We start from the raw sequence: 15,754 nt of genomic DNA on the forward strand, positions 1-15,754 counted from the left end.
GGCCCGGCAGTCGCGCTGCCGGGCCTGTGGATAAGTCAACTTCAAGCAGGTGATATTACTGCGCGGGGCCTTCGACGGCCTCGGACGTCAGCAGACCCGCGTTGATCTCGCGGAGCGCGATCGAGAGCGGCTTCTCGTGGACGTGGGTGTCGACGAGGGGACCGACGTACTCGAGGAGGCCCTCACCGAGCTGCGAGTAGTACGCGTTGATCTGGCGGGCCCGCTTCGCCGCGTAGATCACGAGGCTGTACTTCGAGTCCGTGGCCTCGAGGAGCTCGTCGATCGGCGGGTTGATGATGCCCTCGGGCGCGGAGATGGAAGAGGACACGCTCTACCTTCCGATGGATGGGAAAGAATCAGGGAGTGTGATCATCACGATCACGATCACACAACGTCCATCAAGGCTAGCAGCTCACGCGCCACGTCCTCGACGGAGGTGTTGACCAGGGTCATGTCGAACTCCGGCTCAGCGGCCAGTTCGATCTTCGCCGCGTCCAGCCGGCGGGCGATCACCTCGGGCGGCTCGGTGCCCCGGCCGGTGAGCCTGCGCACCAGCTCGTCCCAGGAGGGAGGGGCCAGGAACAGCAGCCGGCCCTCGGGCATGGTCTCGCGGACCTGCCGGGCGCCCTGGAGGTCGATCTCCAGGAGGACCGGGACCCCGGAGTCCAGGTGTTCCAGCACGGCCGCGCGCGGCGTGCCGTAGCGGTTGCCCGCGAACTCGGCCCACTCGAGCAGCTCGCCGTTGGCGATCAGCTTGTCCATCTCCTCGTCGCTGACGAAGAAGTAGTGGACCCCGTGCTTCTCACCGGGGCGGGGCTTGCGGGTCGTCGCCGACACCGAGAGCCAGACCTCGGGGTGTTCCTTGCGCATATGGGCGACGACCGTGCTCTTGCCGACCCCGGAGGGGCCGGAGAGCACGGTCAGCCGCGGACGTACGTCCGGGGGCTCGGGGGTCGTCCCCCGGAATGTTGCAGCCATGCAGCGATTATTCCAGCAATCCCGGAGTGTCCGGGACTCCCGGGTCCGCAGGAGGCGGACTCAGGAGCCGGTGCTGCCGAACTCACGCTCCAGGGACGCGATCTGGTTCGAACCGAGACCCCGCACACGGCGGCTCTCGGAGATGCCCAGTCGCTCCATGATCTGCTTGGCGCGGACCTTGCCCACGCCCGGCAGTGACTCCAGCAGGGCGGAGACCTTCATCTTGCCGATGACGTCGTTCTCCTGGCCCTGCTTGATGACCTCATGCAGGGAGGCGCCGGAGTGCTTGAGTCGATTCTTGACCTCGGCCCGCTCCCGGCGAGCCGCGGCGGCCTTTTCGAGCGCGGCTGCGCGCTGTTCAGGGGTAAGGGGCGGAAGAGCCACGCCTACGTCACCTCGGATGTCGAACTGTCGGATACGGACCGGTGAGGAACCTAGTCGCCCCACACCTGGCGAGCCACGAGCAACACGCTCGCCCGTTGACTCTCGTCGGAGACTAGCGGGCAAGGGCGCCGGAGTCAGCGAGAACAGCGGAAAAGTCCTGGTCAGCCTCTGTCAGGCCAGACATTTGGGACATAAAGACCAGGATGTGGGGGTGGATTCGGACGCGGGTCGAACACGGGCCCCTCAGCAGAGGACTTCGCCGACCAGCTCGAACGCCCGCGACGACCGTCGCGAAAGCCTCATACGGCACGCTCGCCCCCGTCACCCGCGGGTGACGGGGGCGAGCGTGAGTGGCGCTGCTCACACCGTCGCGAGAACGGCCCTGATCTCCTCGGTGAACCGGTCGGCGGCCGCCCGCAGCGCCCCCGCGTCAGGACCGTGCCGCAGGACGCCCCGGCTGACGTTCGGGACGACGGCGCGCACGGCGGACCCGAACACGGTCGGCAGGTCGGCCGCGGTGGCGCCCTGCGCGCCGACGCCCGGCGCGAGCAGCGGGCCGTTGATCGCGAGGTCGTAGGAGGACAGGTCGCCCAGCGTGGCGCCCACCACCGCGCCGAAGGAACCGAGCGGCTCCTCCCCCGCGTTCTCGGCCGCCAGGTGCGCCAGCATCGTCGCGCCGACGTCACGGCCGTCGGCACGCACCGCGCGCTGCACCTCGCCGCCCTCCGGGTTGGAGGTGAGCGCCAGCACGAACAGCCCGGTGCCGCCGCGCCTGGCCAGCTCGACGGCGGGCGCGAGCGAGCCGTAGCCGAGGTACGGCGAGACGGTGAGCGCGTCGGAGAACAGCGGGGAGTCCGGGTGCAGGAAGGTCTCGGCGTACCCGGCCATGGTCGAGCCGATGTCGCCGCGCTTGGCGTCCATCACGACCAGGGCGCCGGCCGCCCGCGCCTCCTCGACGGTCCTCTCCAGGACGGCGATCCCGCGCGAGCCGAACCGCTCGAAGAAGGCGCTCTGCGGCTTGAGGACGGCGACCCGGTCGGCCACCGCCGCCACGACCGTGCGGCTGAACCGTTCGAGTCCCGCCACGTCGTCGGCCAGGCCCCAGTCCGTGAGCAGGGACGCGTGCGGGTCGATGCCGACGCAGAGCGGGCCGCGGGTGTCCATGGCGCGGCGCAGCCGGGCGCCGAAGGGTTCCAGGGCGGTCATGCGGCCTTCCTGACGTCGGCGCCGACCGCGTCGGCGAGGGTGGCGTACGGGCTGGTGCGCAGCCGGGCGGCGAGTCCCTTGTGGACGGAACGGGCCCAGAACGGGCCCTCGTAGACGAAGGCGCTGTAGCCCTGCACCAGGGTGGCGCCGGCCAGCACCCGCTGCCAGGCGTCCTCGGCGTTCTCGACGCCGCCGACGCCCACCAGGGTGACGCGGTCGCCCACGCGCGCGTAGAGGCGGCGCAGGACCTCGAGGGAGCGTTCCTTGAGGGGCGCGCCGGAGAGACCGCCGGTCTCCTGGACCAGGGCGGGTTCCGAGGCGAGGCCGAGCCCTTCGCGGGCGATGGTGGTGTTGGTGGCGATGATCCCGTCCAGGCCGAGTTCCACGGCGAGGTCGGCGACCGCGTCGATGTCCTCGTCGGCGAGGTCGGGCGCGATCTTCACCAGGAGCGGGACCCGGCGGGCGGTGACCGTGAGGTCGGCGGCCTCGCGCACGGCCGTCAGGAGCGGGCGCAGCGCCTCGGTGGCCTGGAGGTCGCGCAGTCCGGGGGTGTTGGGCGAGGAGACGTTGACGACGAGGTAGTCGGCGTGGGGCGCGAGCCGCTCGGTGGACGTCACGTAGTCGGCGACGGCGTCGGCCTCGGCGACCGCCTTGGTCTTGCCGATGTTGACGCCCACGACGGTCCTGAAGACGGCCTCGCGGGACGCCAGCCGGGCCGCGACGGCGAGCGAGCCCTCGTTGTTGAAGCCCATGCGGTTGATCAGTGCCCGGTCGGGGACCAGCCGGAACAGCCGCTTCTTGGGGTTGCCCGGCTGCGGCTGTCCGGTGACCGTGCCGATCTCGACGTGGTCGAAGCCGAGCATAGCCATGCCGTCGATGGCGACCGCGTTCTTGTCGAAGCCAGCGGCGAGCCCGAACGGTCCGTGCATCCGCAGCCCGAGGGCCTCGGTGCGCAGTTCCCGGTGGCGGGGCGCGAGGGCGGCGGCCAGGAAGGTGCGCAGGACCGGGACGCGGGCGGCGAGGCGGATCCAGCGGAAGGCGAGGTGGTGGGCGGCCTCGGGGTCCATCCGCCGGAAGACGAGGTTGAAGAAGATCTTGTACATGGTGTCCTCACGACGAGGGGGACACCGTTTCCGGTGTCCCCCTCGTCGGCTGCTAGTCGCGGGCCGCGGTCAGGTGTTCGGCGTGTTCCTGGAGCGATCGGACGCCGACGTCGCCGTGGTGGAGGGCGTCGATGCCCTGGACGGCGGCGGCGAGCGCCTGCACCGTCGTCAGGCAGGGGACCGACCGGGCCACGGCCGCCGTGCGGATCTCGTAGCCGTCGAGGCGGCCGCCGGTGCCGTACGGGGTGTTGACGATCAGGTCGACCTCGCCGTCGTGGATCAGCTGGACGATCGTCTTCTCGCCGTTCGGGCCGGTGCCCTCGGACTGCTTGCGCACCATGGTGGCGTTGATGCCGTTGCGCTTGAGGACCTCGGCGGTGCCTGAGGTGGCGAGCAGTTCGAAGCCGTGGGCGACCAGTTCGCGGGCCGGGAAGATCATCGACCGCTTGTCGCGGTTGGCGACCGAGATGAACGCGCGGCCCTTGGTGGGCAGCGGACCGTAGGCGCCTGCCTGCGACTTGGCGTACGCCGTGCCGAAGACGGAGTCGATGCCCATGACCTCGCCGGTGGAGCGCATCTCGGGGCCGAGGACGGTGTCCACGCCCCGGCCGTGGATGTCGCGGAACCGCGACCACGGCATGACGGCCTCCTTGACGGAGATCGGCGCGTCGAAGGGCAGTTCGCCGCCGTCGCCGTGGGCCGGGAGCAGGCCCTCGGCGCGCAGTTCGGCGACGGTCGCGCCCAGCGAGATGCGGGCGGCGGCCTTCGCCAGCGGCACCGCGGTCGCCTTGGAGGTGAAGGGGACCGTGCGGGACGCGCGCGGGTTGGCCTCCAGGACGTAGAGGATGTCGCCGGCCAGCGCGAACTGGATGTTGATCAGACCGCGGACGCCGACCCCGCGGGCGATGGCCTCGGTGGAGGTCCGCAGCCGCTTGATGTCGAAGCCGCCCAGGGTGATCGGGGGCAGCGCGCACGCCGAGTCGCCGGAGTGGATGCCGGCTTCCTCGATGTGCTCCATGACGCCGCCGAGGTACAGCTCCTCGCCGTCGTAGAGGGCGTCGACGTCGATCTCGATGGCGTCGTCGAGGAAGCGGTCGACGAGGACCGGCCGGGAGGGGCTGATCTCGGTCGACTCGTCGATGTAGGAGGCGAGCCGGGTCTCGTCGTAGACGATCTCCATGCCGCGTCCGCCCAGCACGTACGAGGGGCGCACCAGGACCGGGTAGCCGATCTCGTCGGCGATGGCCTTGGCGCCGGCGAAGGTGGTGGCGGTGCCGTGCTTGGGGGCGGGCAGGCCGGCCTCGGCGAGCACCCGGCCGAAGGCGCCGCGGTCCTCGGCGGCGTGGATGGCCTCGGGCGAGGTGCCCACGATCGGCACGCCGTTGTCCTTGAGGGCCTGCGAGAGCCCCAGCGGGGTCTGGCCGCCGAGCTGGACGATGACGCCCGCGACCGGGCCCGCCTGCTGCTCGGCGTGGACGATCTCCAGCACGTCCTCCAGGGTGAGCGGCTCGAAGTAGAGCCGGTCGGAGGTGTCGTAGTCGGTGGAGACGGTCTCCGGGTTGCAGTTGACCATCACGGTCTCGAACCCGGCCTCGGAGAGCGCGAAGGAGGCGTGGACGCAGGAGTAGTCGAACTCGATGCCCTGGCCGATGCGGTTGGGCCCGGAGCCCAGGATGATGACGGCGGGCTTCTCGCGGGGCGCGACCTCGTTCTCCTCGTCGTAGGAGGAGTAGAAGTACGGCGTCTTCGCGGCGAACTCGGCGGCGCAGGTGTCGACGGTCTTGTACACCGGGCGGATGCCGAGGGCGTGCCTGACCTCGCGCACGACGTCCTCGCGCAGGCCGCGGATCTCGGCGATCTGGACGTCGGAGAAGCCGTGCCGCTTGGCCTCGGCGAGCAGGTCGGGCGTCAGCTCGGGCGCCTGGCCCAGCTCGTCGGCGATCTCCTTGATGAGGAAGAGCTGGTCGACGAACCAGGGGTCGATCTTCGTGTAGTCGAAGACCTCCTCCTGGGTGGCGCCGGCCCGGATGGCCCGCATGACGGTGTTGATGCGGCCGTCGGTGGGCCGTACGGCCTCCTCCAGCAGCTGGAGCTTGTCGCCCGGCTCGCCCACGAAGGTGAACTGGCTGCCCTTCTTCTCCAGCGAGCGCAGCGCCTTCTGGAACGCCTCGGTGAAGTTGCGGCCGATGGCCATGGCCTCGCCGACCGACTTCATGGTCGTCGTCAGCGTGGAGTCGGCGCTCGGGAACTTCTCGAACGCGAACCGCGGGGCCTTGACGACGACGTAGTCGAGGGTGGGCTCGAAGGAGGCCGGGGTCTCCTGCGTGATGTCGTTCGGGATCTCGTCGAGGGTGTAGCCGACGGCGAGCTTGGCGGCGATCTTCGCGATCGGGAAGCCGGTCGCCTTGGACGCGAGCGCGGAGGACCGGGAGACGCGCGGGTTCATCTCGATGACGATGACCCGGCCGTCCTCGGGGTTGACCGCGAACTGGATGTTGCAGCCGCCGGTGTCGACGCCGACCTCGCGGATCACCGCGATGCCGATGTCGCGCAGGGTCTGGTACTCGCGGTCGGTGAGCGTCATCGCGGGGGCGACGGTGATCGAGTCGCCGGTGTGGACGCCCATCGGGTCGAAGTTCTCGATGGAGCAGACGACCACGACGTTGTCGTGCTTGTCGCGCATCAGCTCCAGCTCGTACTCCTTCCAGCCGAGGATGGACTCCTCCAGGAGCACCTCGGTGGTCGGGGAGAGCGTGAGGCCCTGTCCCGCGATGCGGCGCAGCTCCTCCTCGTCGTGCGCGAAGCCGGAGCCGGCGCCGCCCATGGTGAAGGAGGGGCGGACGACGACGGGGTAGCCGCCGAGGGTGTCGACGCCCTGGATCACGTCGTCCATGGAGTGGCAGATGACCGAGCGGGCGGACTCGCCGTGGCCGATCTTGGCGCGGACGGCCTCGACGACGCCCTTGAAGAGTTCGCGGTCCTCGCCCTTGTTGATGGCCTCGACGTTGGCGCCGATCAGTTCGACGCCGTACTTGTCGAGGGTGCCCGCCTCGTGCAGCGAGATCGCCGTGTTGAGGGCCGTCTGGCCGCCCAGAGTGGGCAGCAGGGCGTCGGGGCGCTCCTTGGCGATGATCTTCTCGACGAACTCCGGGGTGATCGGCTCGACGTAGGTGGCGTCGGCGATCTCCGGGTCGGTCATGATCGTCGCCGGGTTGGAGTTGACGAGGATGACGCGCAGCCCCTCGGCGCGCAGGATGCGGCACGCCTGGGTGCCGGAGTAGTCGAACTCGGCGGCCTGGCCGATGACGATCGGGCCGGAGCCGATGACCAGGACGGACTGGATATCGGTGCGCTTAGGCACGCTGGCCCTCCATCAGGGAAACGAAGCGGTCGAACAGGTAGGCGGCGTCGTGCGGGCCTGCCGCCGCTTCGGGGTGGTACTGGACGCTGAAGGCCGGCCGGTCGAGCAGGTGCAGGCCCTCCACCACGTTGTCGTTCAGGCAGACGTGGGAGACCTCGGCGCGGCCGAACTCCGTCTCGCTGACCCGGTCGAGGGGGGCGTCGACGGCGAAGCCGTGGTTGTGCGCGGTGACCTCGACCTTGCCGGTCGTGCGGTCCTGCACGGGCTGGTTGATGCCGCGGTGGCCGTACTTCAGCTTGTAGGTGCCGAAGCCGAGGGCGCGGCCCAGGATCTGGTTGCCGAAGCAGATGCCGAAGAGCGGGGTGGAGCGCTCCAGGACGGCGCGCATCACGGCGACCGCGTGGTCGGCGGTGGCCGGGTCGCCGGGCCCGTTGGAGAAGAACACTCCGTCGGGGGCGACGGCGTACACGTCGTCGGCGGTGGCGGTGGCGGGCAGCACGTGCACCTCGATGCCGCGTTCGGCCATCCGGTGCGGGGTCATGCCCTTGATGCCGAGGTCGACGGCGGCGACGGTGAACTTCTTCTCGCCGATCGCGGGGACGACGTACGCCTCGTCGGTGGCGACCTCGGCGGAGAGGTCGGCACCCGTCATCTCGGGGGCCTCCCTGACCTGGGCGAGCATCCGCTCGTCGGCGGGCAGGGCGGGGCCGGAGAAGATGCCGACGCGCATGGCGCCGCGCTCGCGCAGGTGGCGGGTGAGGGCGCGGGTGTCGACGCCGGAGATGCCGACGACGCCCTGGCCGCGCAGCTCCTCGTCGAGGGAGCGGCGGGAGCGCCAGTTGGACGGCACGCGCGCGGGGTCGCGCACGACGTACCCGGCGACCCAGATGCGGCCCGACTCGGGGTCCTCGTCGTTGACGCCGGTGTTGCCGACGTGCGGTGCGGTCATCACGACGACCTGGCGGTGGTACGACGGGTCGGTGAGGGTCTCCTGGTAGCCGGTCATGCCGGTGGAGAACACGGCCTCGCCGAAGGTGACCCCCACGGCCCCGTAGGCGCGGCCGCGGAAGATCCGGCCGTCCTCCAGGACGAGTACGGCGGGAGCCGCCTGGTGCCTCCGCGAGGCCGCTCCCTGGATGGAGGTTGTCATCGTGCGCCTTCCGTCTTGTTGATCATCTGGTTCAGGGCGTCGACCCACTCGGTGTGCTCGGCCGCGCGGTCCGAGCGGAACCCGGAGTCGATCAGCCGGTCGCCGTGCTCCCACGTCACCACGAGGAGCCCGCCCTCGGTGAGGACCTTGCCCGCGATGCCCTTGTCGAGCCGGGCCTCGCGCAGCCGGTCGAGCGGCACGAAGAAGTCGCGGGCGCCGGGCCGTACGACGTCGAGGCCGGCGTCGGTCAGCGTCAGCTCGGCCCGGCTGCGGGTGCCGAGGCCGTGCGCCACGATGCGGTCGAGCCACTGTCCCGCGGTGGTGGAGCCGTGGTAGCGACCGCTCATGGTCAGCCTGGCCGCGCCGGGCGTGTCCGGCGCGGTGGGCAGCTCGGGCAGGTCCCCCTGGAGGGTGCCGCGCCATTTCCAGCCCTCGCGCATCAGCCAGTAGACGAGCGCGACGAACAGCGCGAGTCCGACGAGCCAGCCGAGCCTGGCGGCCCAGTCGGTGACCTCGGCCGACTTCTTCTCGGCCGCGAGCAGGATTACAGGTGTCACGTGAGCTTCCCGTCGACGAGCGTGGCCTTGCCCCTGAGCCAGGTGTGCGTCACACGGCCCGGCAGCTCACGCCCCTCGTACGGGGTGTTCCGGCTGCGCGAGGCGAAGCCCGCGGGGTCCACCGACCCACGGTATGCCGTGTCGACGAGCGTGAGGTTGGCGGGCTCACCAGCCGAGACGGGGCGGCCGTGGCCGTCGGCCCCGCCGATCTCGGCGGGCTTGGCGGACATGCGTTCGGCGACCCCGGCCCAGGTGAGGAGCCCGGTGTCCACCATGGTCTCCTGCACCACTGACAACGCGGTCTCCAGGCCGACCATCCCCATGGCGGCGGCGGCCCACTCGCAGTCCTTGTCCTCGTGCGGGTGCGGGGCGTGGTCGGTGGCGACGATGTCGATCGTGCCGTCGGCGAGCGCCTCGCGCAGGGCCAGCACGTCGCGCTCGGTGCGCAGCGGCGGGTTGACCTTGTAGACGGGGTTGTAGGTGCGCACCAGTTCGTCGGTGAGCAGCAGGTGGTGCGGGGTGACCTCGGCGGTGACGTCGATGCCGCGGGACTTGGCCCAGCGGACGATCTCCACGGAGCCGGCGGTCGAGAGGTGGCAGATGTGGACGCGGGAGCCGACGTGCTCGGCGAGCAGGACGTCCCGGGCGATGATCGACTCCTCGGCCACCGCGGGCCAGCCGCCGAGGCCCAGCTCGGCGGAGACGACACCCTCGTTCATCTCGGCGCCCTCGGTGAGCCGCGGCTCCTGGGCGTGCTGGGCGACGACCCCGCCGAAGGCCTTCACGTACTCCAGGGCGCGGCGCATGATCACGGCGTCGTGGACGCACTTGCCGTCGTCGGAGAAGACGGTGACGCCGGCCGCCGACTCGTGCATGGCGCCCAGTTCGGCGAGCTTCCTGCCCTCCAGGCCGACGGTGACGGCGCCGATCGGCTGCACGTCGCAGTAGCCGTGGTCGCGGCCGAGCCGGTAGACCTGCTCGACGACGCCGGCGGTGTCGGCGACCGGGAAGGTGTTGGCCATCGCGAAGACGGCCGTGAAGCCGCCGGAGGCCGCCGCGCGCGTGCCGGTCAGCACGGTCTCGGAGTCCTCGCGGCCGGGCTCGCGCAGATGGGTGTGCAGGTCGACGAGGCCGGGCAGCAGCACCTTGCCCTCGGCCTCGACGACCTCGGCGCCTTCGGCCGTGAGGCCGGTGCCGACCTCGGCGATGGTCTCGCCGTCGATCAGGACGTCCTGCGGGTCGTGGCCGAGCACCTTCGCACCGCGGATCAGGATCTTGCTCATCGTTCGGACTTCTCCTCGGTGCGGGTGTGGGTGACGGCGGGCTCGTTGCCGCCGAGCAGCAGATACAGGACGGCCATCCGGATGGAGACTCCGTTTGCGACCTGCTCGACGACGGTGCAGCGCTCCGAGTCGGCGACCTCGGCGGTGATCTCCATGCCGCGGACCATCGGTCCCGGGTGCATCACGACGGCGTGCTCCGGCATCCGCGCCATCCGGTCGCCGTCGAGGCCGTAGCGGCGCGAGTACTCGCGCTCGGTCGGGAAGAACGCGGCGTTCATGCGCTCGCGCTGGACGCGGAGCATCATCACGGCGTCGGACTTGGGCAGGACGGCGTCGAGGTCGTAGGACACCTCGCAGGGCCAGTTCCCGACGCCGACCGGCACCAGGGTGGGCGGGGCGACCAGGGTGACCTCGGCGCCCAGGGTGTGCAGCAGGTCGACGTTGGAGCGGGCGACCCGGCTGTGCAGGATGTCGCCGACGATCGTGATGCGCCGCCCGTCGAGGTCCTGGCCGAGCCCGGTGTCCCGGCCGACCAGCCGGCGGCGCATGGTGAACGCGTCCAGGAGCGCCTGGGTGGGGTGTTGGTGGGTGCCGTCGCCCGCGTTGATGACGGCGGCGTCGATCCAGCCGGAGTTGGCGAGCCGGTAGGGGGCCCCGGAGGCGCCGTGCCTGATGACCACGGCGTCGACGCCCATGGCCTCCAGGGTCTGGGCGGTGTCCTTCAGGGACTCACCCTTGGAGACGCTCGATCCCTTGGCGGTGAAGTTGATGACGTCCGCGGACAGGCGCTTCTCCGCGGCCTCGAAGGAGATCCGGGTCCGGGTCGAGTCCTCGAAGAAGAGGTTGACGACCGTCCGGCCGCGCAGGGTCGGCAGCTTCTTGATCGGCCGGTCGGCGACCCGGGCCATCTCCTCGGCGGTGTCGAGGATCAGGACGGCGTCGTCGCGGGTGAGGTCGGCGGCCGAGATGAGATGACGCAGCATCTGTCAGGCTCCGTAAGGCAGTTCAGGTATGAGGAGATTCCGGGCAGGCGAAGGCGCGGCACACCGCTTCGGGGTGCGCCGTCGGTCCGCTACGGGTTCTGCTTCACACCGAGCAGCACGGTGTCGCGACCGTCCTCCTCGGCGAGCAGCACCTTGACCGTCTCCCGCAACGACGTGGGGAGGTTCTTGCCGACGTAGTCGGCGCGGATGGGCAGTTCGCGGTGGCCCCGGTCGACGAGGACGGCGAGCTGGACCGCGCGCGGGCGCCCGATGTCGTTCAGGGCGTCGAGGGCGGCGCGGATGGTGCGGCCGGAGAACAGCACGTCGTCGACGAGGACGACGAGGCGGCCGTCGATGCCGTCACCGGGGATCTCGGTGCGGGCCAGCGCGCGCGGCGGGTGCATCCGGAGGTCGTCGCGGTACATGGTGATGTCGAGGGAGCCCACCGGGACCGTGCGGCCGGTGATCTCCGCCAGCTTCTCGGCGAGCCTGCGGCCGAGGAAGACGCCCCGGGTCGGGATGCCGAGCAGCACCACGTCCTCGGCGCCCTTGGCGCGTTCGACGATCTCGTGCGCGATGCGGGTCAGCACCCGCGCGATGTCGGGGGCTTCGAGGACGGGCCGGGCGTCGGAGGCCCGGGAGTCCCCGGTCTCCGGGATGTCCTGGCTCTCCTGCGGCTTCTGCTTGTCCTGCGGGTTCTGCGTGTGCTGCGTGTCCATAGGAAACGGACCTCCTTCTCCGCCTCACGGGACGGACCTTAAAGGACGTCGGATTTGCGCCATCCACGGTAGCAGGCCCCGCCGTGCCCCCGATTCACCCCCCTGGCGTAATCGGCCACGGCTGTCGCGGAAGCGTCGGTGTGGACCATTCGGCTTGACGCACGAGAGTCACGCTGCGTAACCTCACAGTGAGTTACCAGACGCGCGGCACGGAAACCAAGCCGCTCCGCGCGACACAGTGTCCGGGGAGCTATATGTCCAGCGAATACGCCAAACAGCTCGGGGCCAAGCTTCGGGCCATCCGCACCCAGCAGGGCCTTTCCCTCCACGGAGTCGAGGAGAAGTCGCAGGGACGCTGGAAGGCCGTCGTGGTCGGTTCGTACGAACGCGGCGACCGCGCCGTGACCGTGCAGCGCCTGGCCGAGCTGGCGGACTTCTACGGCGTTCCGGTGCAGGAGCTGCTGCCGGGCACCACTCCCGGCGGGGCCGCCGAGCCGCCGCCGAAGCTGGTCCTCGACCTGGAGCGGCTGGCCACGGTGCCGGCCGAGAAGGCGGGCCCGCTCCAGCGGTACGCCGCGACGATCCAGTCCCAGCGGGGCGACTACAACGGCAAGGTGCTGTCGATCCGCCAGGACGACCTGCGCACACTGGCCGTCATCTACGACCAGTCGCCCTCGGTCCTCACCGAGCAGCTGATCAGCTGGGGTGTGCTGGACGCGGACGCGCGCCGAGCGGTGGCCACGCACGACGAGGGCTGATCCGCTCCCCGCTTGCGAAGAAACGTGCCACCGAGGTGGCCGGAACCCGACGGTTCCGGCTCTCTCGGTGGCTTTTTTTCGTGGGCCGGGGGCGCGCCCGGATGCACGAGGGGCGCAGGGGTGGCGAGTGGTGCGAGGGCCGCGTGGGACCCGGGGGCCACGAGAAACCTCGGAGGCGACGCGCGGAGTCGGGAGCAGTCCGGAGCCGTCGGAAACCGTCCGGAGCAGTCGGGAGCCGTCGGGAGGCGCAGGAGCCACGGGGAGCCTCCCGCGGGGCACGGAGGCGGCCGGGGTGCGCGCGGCGGACGCCAGGGCGACGCAGGGGCCTCACAGGGGCGTGCGGGAGGGTGTCAGGCACGGGGGCGTGCGAGGCGCGCGATCGGGCGCGGGAGGCGGGGCCGTTCGCGCCGCACGGTCCGACCGGTGCGCGCGCCGCGCGGTCCGGCGCGGGACACACGGCGAAACGGGATCGCTCTCGCAGCCGTCACAGGACAATCGCCGAGCGCGTCTCCCCCGGCCGACGCCTGTCGAGGCGCACGGTCGGACCGCGGGCCCACGCCCCCCGGCGACGCGGGAGCGCTCGCGCGGGCCGACGCCCGGCCGGTGCGCAGACCTCGTCGAGCACATCGCCCCGGCCCGGACCGCCACCGCAGTCCCGAAGTTCCCGGAGATCCCGGAGTTCCCGGAGACGCCGAAGCTCCCGGAGTCCCGGAGTCCCGGAGATGCCGAAGTTCCCGGAACTCCCAAAGTTCCCGCAGTTCCCGCAGTTCCCGCAGTTCCCGGAGATGCCGGAGGGCCCGCAGCAGGTCATGCTGTGGGCCCTCCGGCGTCTTCGGCCGCCCGGTGCGCGCGACGGCGTGGTGGTGCGCCTTCTATGCCTCGTCCCGGCGCAGCGAGGGCTTGAGCTCCTTGAAGCGGCCCAGCAGGCCGTTCACGAACGAGGGCGACTCGTCGGTGGAGAACTCCTTCGCCAGCTGCACCATCTCGTCGAGGACGACGGCGTCCGGGGTCTCGTCGACCCAGATCAGCTCGTACGCCCCCAGACGCAGGATGTTGCGGTCCACGACCGGCATCCGGTCCAACGTCCAGCCCACGGCGTACTGGGCGATGAGGTCGTCGATCCGCCGCGCGTGCTGCGCGTAGCCCTCGACGAGCTGCATCGTGTACTCGCTCACCGGCGGCTGCCGGGTGTCGCCCCGGGAGAGCCGGATCCAGTCCGCGAGGACCGTGAGGACGTCGGCTCCGCGCTGGTCGCCCTCGAAGAGGATCTGGAAGGCGCGCTTGCGGGCCGTGTTGCGGGCAGCCACGGTTAGCTGTTCACCCGGCCGAGGTAGTCGCTCGTGCGGGTGTCGACCTTGATCTTCTCTCCGGTGGTGATGAAGAGGGGGACCTGGATCTGGTGGCCGGTCTCCAGGGTGGCGGGCTTGGTGCCGCCGGTGGAGCGGTCGCCCTGGACGCCGGGCTCGGTCTCCTGGACGACCAGCTCGACGGCGGCGGGCAGCTCGACGAAGAGCACCTCGCCCTCGTGCTGGGCGACGGTGGCCGTGAAGCCCTCGATCAGGAAGTTGGCGGCGTCGCCGACGGCCTTGCGGTCGACCATCAGCTGGTCGTAGGTCTCCATGTCCATGAAGACGAAGTACTCGCCGTCCATGTACGAGAACTGCATGTCGCGCTTGTCGACAGTGGCCGTCTCGACCTTGACACCGGCGTTGAACGTCTTGTCGACGACCTTGCCGGAGAGCACGTTCTTCAGCTTGGTGCGCACGAAGGCCGGGCCCTTGCCGGGCTTGACGTGCTGGAACTCGACGACGGACCACAGCTGGCCGCCGTCGAGCTTGAGCACCAGGCCGTTCTTGAGGTCGTTCGTGGAAGCCACGGTTGCGGAATCTCCTGGACTGACGTGGACGACCACGGGCCGGGCGCACAGCGCGAGGCTAGAGCGCGAGCAGCTCCTTGGTCGTGATGGTGAGTAGCTCGGGTCCGCCGTCCGCCTCGGGGCGGACGACGAGCGTGTCATCGATCCGGACGCCGCCCCGGCCCGGGAGGTGGACCCCTGGCTCGACGGTGACCGGCACGCAAGCGTCCAGTTTACCCATGGCCGCAGGGGCCAACTGCGGGTCCTCGTCGATTTCGAGTCCGACGCCGTGCCCGGTGCGCGCGGGCAGGCCCTCGGCGTACCCGGCCGAGTCCAGGACCTGACGTGCCGCGTGGTCGACGTCGCGGTGCGCGGAACCGGGGACGAGGGCCTCCCGGCCTGCGCGTTGGGCGGCGAAGACGAGGTCGTAGAGGTCGATCTGCCAGTCGGCGGGGCTGGTGCCGATGACGAAGGTCCTGCCGATCGAGCAGCGGTAGCCGCGGTAGCTGGCGCCCAGGGAGACGGAGAGGAAGTCGCCCTCCTCGACCCGGCGGTCGGTGGGCCGGTGCGAGCGCCTGCCGGAGTGCGGTCCGGTGGCGACCGAGGTGGCGAAGGCGGGTCCGTCGGCGCCGTGGTCGACGAGCCGTCGTTCGAGTTCCAGGGCGAGGTGGCGTTCGGTGCGGCCGACGAGGATGGACTCCAGGAGTTCGCTCAGCGCCTGGTCGGCGATCTCGGCGCCGATGCGCAGGCAGGAGATCTCCTCCTCGTCCTTGACGACCCGCAGCTGTTCGACGGCCCGGCCGAGGTCGGACAGGCGCAGCCGGGAGGCGGGCAGCACCGAGCGCAGGGCCCGGTGCCTGGCCACGGTGAGGTGGTGCTCCTCCACGGCGAGGCAGTCGGCGTCGTGGCCCGCGGCGAGATCGGCGGCGGCGACGGCGGGGTCGCCCGCGCCCGCGGTGAGGGTCTGGACCCGGAGGCTGTCGTCGGTCCTGACGCCCGCGGCGCGGTCGTCGGCGGGCTCGGGGCAGACCAGCAGGTCGTGCGCGTCGCTCCGGCCGACCAGGAGGACGGCGCCGTCGGGGACCGGTCCCGCGAGGTAGCGGACGTTGGCGGGACGCGAGACGAGCGCAGCGGTGCTGCCGGCCGCGTTGAAGCGTCCACGGAGACGGGAACGGCGGGCTGCGTACACCTCGGGCATAAGGCGAGCGTAGGAGCGTCCCGCGGATCCCGCCGGTCGAGAGGGCCGAGTGGGGCAGCGCGAGCCGGGGCGGGACGGGAGGGGGCGGGACGTAACGGAGCTGCGGGAGCCGGCCCGACGGGACGGAACGGAGCTGCCGGAGCCGGCCCGGCGGGACGGGAGCGGACATCTGCGCGGTGGGCGCGGCCTCCGGCGGCCCGGCGGGTCAGGCCGGGCGGC

15 protein-coding genes are annotated in these 15,754 nt (G+C 71.2%); 1 reads left to right on the forward strand and 14 read right to left on the reverse strand.

Annotated elements, in window-relative coordinates:
- Window positions 1–55: 55 nt before the first annotated feature.
- From rpoZ to pyrR, 11 genes are all read right to left on the reverse strand, one after another.
- Window positions 56–328 carry a DNA-directed RNA polymerase subunit omega gene (rpoZ, locus tag DDJ31_RS06775; RefSeq protein ID WP_003988945.1) on the reverse strand — a complete coding sequence of 91 codons (273 nt, stop codon included), beginning with the start codon at window positions 326–328 and terminating at the stop codon, window positions 56–58.
- Window positions 329–384: 56 nt separating this feature from the next.
- A complete protein-coding gene (gene gmk, locus DDJ31_RS06780) occupies window positions 385–978 on the reverse strand; it encodes a guanylate kinase (protein WP_127181194.1) in 594 nt (197 codons plus the stop codon).
- A 60-nt stretch (window positions 979–1,038) separates the two neighbouring features.
- Window positions 1,039–1,362, reverse strand: a complete 324-nt coding sequence (locus tag DDJ31_RS06785) for an integration host factor (protein WP_003977346.1) — start codon at window positions 1,360–1,362, stop codon at window positions 1,039–1,041.
- A gap of 360 nt (window positions 1,363–1,722) precedes the next feature.
- Complete coding sequence (pyrF, locus tag DDJ31_RS06790) at window positions 1,723–2,568, reverse strand: orotidine-5'-phosphate decarboxylase (RefSeq protein ID WP_127181193.1); 846 nt, start codon at window positions 2,566–2,568, stop codon at window positions 1,723–1,725.
- Window positions 2,565–3,671, reverse strand: coding sequence for a quinone-dependent dihydroorotate dehydrogenase (locus tag DDJ31_RS06795; protein WP_127181192.1), 1,107 nt, complete (start codon window positions 3,669–3,671; stop codon window positions 2,565–2,567). Before DDJ31_RS06795 ends, pyrF begins: the two co-directional genes overlap by 4 nt.
- 52 nt (window positions 3,672–3,723) lie before the next feature.
- A complete protein-coding gene (carB, locus tag DDJ31_RS06800; protein ID WP_127181191.1) occupies window positions 3,724–7,032 on the reverse strand; it encodes a carbamoyl-phosphate synthase large subunit in 3,309 nt (1,102 codons plus the stop codon).
- Window positions 7,025–8,182 (reverse strand): glutamine-hydrolyzing carbamoyl-phosphate synthase small subunit, encoded by a 1,158-nt coding sequence (gene carA, locus DDJ31_RS06805; protein WP_127181190.1) that lies wholly within the window; start codon window positions 8,180–8,182, stop codon window positions 7,025–7,027. Before carA ends, carB begins: the two co-directional genes overlap by 8 nt.
- Window positions 8,179–8,739 (reverse strand): PH-like domain-containing protein, encoded by a 561-nt coding sequence (locus tag DDJ31_RS06810; RefSeq protein WP_127181189.1) that lies wholly within the window; start codon window positions 8,737–8,739, stop codon window positions 8,179–8,181. Before DDJ31_RS06810 ends, carA begins: the two co-directional genes overlap by 4 nt.
- On the reverse strand, window positions 8,736–10,022 hold the full coding sequence (locus DDJ31_RS06815; RefSeq protein WP_127181188.1) for a dihydroorotase: 1,287 nt from the start codon (window positions 10,020–10,022) through the stop codon (window positions 8,736–8,738). The genes DDJ31_RS06810 and DDJ31_RS06815 overlap by 4 nt, the downstream gene beginning before the upstream one ends.
- Complete coding sequence (locus DDJ31_RS06820; protein ID WP_127181187.1) at window positions 10,019–11,005, reverse strand: aspartate carbamoyltransferase catalytic subunit; 987 nt, start codon at window positions 11,003–11,005, stop codon at window positions 10,019–10,021. Before DDJ31_RS06820 ends, DDJ31_RS06815 begins: the two co-directional genes overlap by 4 nt.
- Before the next feature lie 89 nt (window positions 11,006–11,094).
- Window positions 11,095–11,724, reverse strand: coding sequence for a bifunctional pyr operon transcriptional regulator/uracil phosphoribosyltransferase PyrR (pyrR, locus tag DDJ31_RS06825; protein ID WP_240678260.1), 630 nt, complete (start codon window positions 11,722–11,724; stop codon window positions 11,095–11,097).
- Between the two features lie 254 nt (window positions 11,725–11,978).
- On the opposite strand from pyrR, the gene bldD reads away from it, so the two are divergent.
- A complete protein-coding gene (bldD, locus tag DDJ31_RS06830; RefSeq protein WP_003988955.1) occupies window positions 11,979–12,482 on the forward strand; it encodes a transcriptional regulator BldD in 504 nt (167 codons plus the stop codon).
- A gap of 872 nt (window positions 12,483–13,354) precedes the next feature.
- Here bldD and nusB read toward each other — a convergent pair.
- Genes nusB through DDJ31_RS06845 form a run of 3 tightly spaced genes read right to left on the reverse strand, consistent with a single transcriptional unit; the run spans window position 13,355 to window position 15,535 of the window.
- Window positions 13,355–13,789: a transcription antitermination factor NusB gene (gene nusB / locus DDJ31_RS06835; RefSeq protein ID WP_127181186.1), complete on the reverse strand. Its 435-nt coding sequence runs from the start codon at window positions 13,787–13,789 to the stop codon at window positions 13,355–13,357.
- Window positions 13,790–13,791: 2 nt separating this feature from the next.
- Entirely contained in the window at window positions 13,792–14,358 is a 567-nt protein-coding gene (efp, locus tag DDJ31_RS06840; protein WP_093831276.1) for an elongation factor P, read from the reverse strand.
- 58 nt (window positions 14,359–14,416) lie between these two features.
- Window positions 14,417–15,535, reverse strand: a complete 1,119-nt coding sequence (locus DDJ31_RS06845; RefSeq protein ID WP_127181185.1) for an aminopeptidase P family protein — start codon at window positions 15,533–15,535, stop codon at window positions 14,417–14,419.
- Between the last annotated feature and the right edge of the window lie 219 nt (window positions 15,536–15,754).

The sequence above is a fragment of the Streptomyces griseoviridis genome, from assembly GCF_005222485.1.
GTDB lineage: Bacteria > Actinomycetota > Actinomycetes > Streptomycetales > Streptomycetaceae > Streptomyces > Streptomyces hintoniae.

What these genes read in the sequence shown, in the direction of transcription:
- gmk (WP_127181194.1), bottom strand. Translation starts at nt 978, where the DNA reads ATGGCTGCAACATTCCGGGGGACGACCCCCGAGCCCCCGGACGTACGT.
- pyrF (WP_127181193.1), bottom strand. Translation starts at nt 2,568, where the DNA reads ATGACCGCCCTGGAACCCTTCGGCGCCCGGCTGCGCCGCGCCATGGAC.
- DDJ31_RS06795 (WP_127181192.1), bottom strand. Translation starts at nt 3,671, where the DNA reads ATGTACAAGATCTTCTTCAACCTCGTCTTCCGGCGGATGGACCCCGAG.
- carA (WP_127181190.1), bottom strand. Translation starts at nt 8,182, where the DNA reads ATGACAACCTCCATCCAGGGAGCGGCCTCGCGGAGGCACCAGGCGGCT.
- DDJ31_RS06815 (WP_127181188.1), bottom strand. Translation starts at nt 10,022, where the DNA reads ATGAGCAAGATCCTGATCCGCGGTGCGAAGGTGCTCGGCCACGACCCG.
- DDJ31_RS06820 (WP_127181187.1), bottom strand. Translation starts at nt 11,005, where the DNA reads ATGCTGCGTCATCTCATCTCGGCCGCCGACCTCACCCGCGACGACGCC.
- pyrR (WP_240678260.1), bottom strand. Translation starts at nt 11,724, where the DNA reads ATGGACACGCAGCACACGCAGAACCCGCAGGACAAGCAGAAGCCGCAG.
- bldD (WP_003988955.1), top strand. Translation starts at nt 11,979, where the DNA reads ATGTCCAGCGAATACGCCAAACAGCTCGGGGCCAAGCTTCGGGCCATC.
- DDJ31_RS06845 (WP_127181185.1), bottom strand. Translation starts at nt 15,535, where the DNA reads ATGCCCGAGGTGTACGCAGCCCGCCGTTCCCGTCTCCGTGGACGCTTC.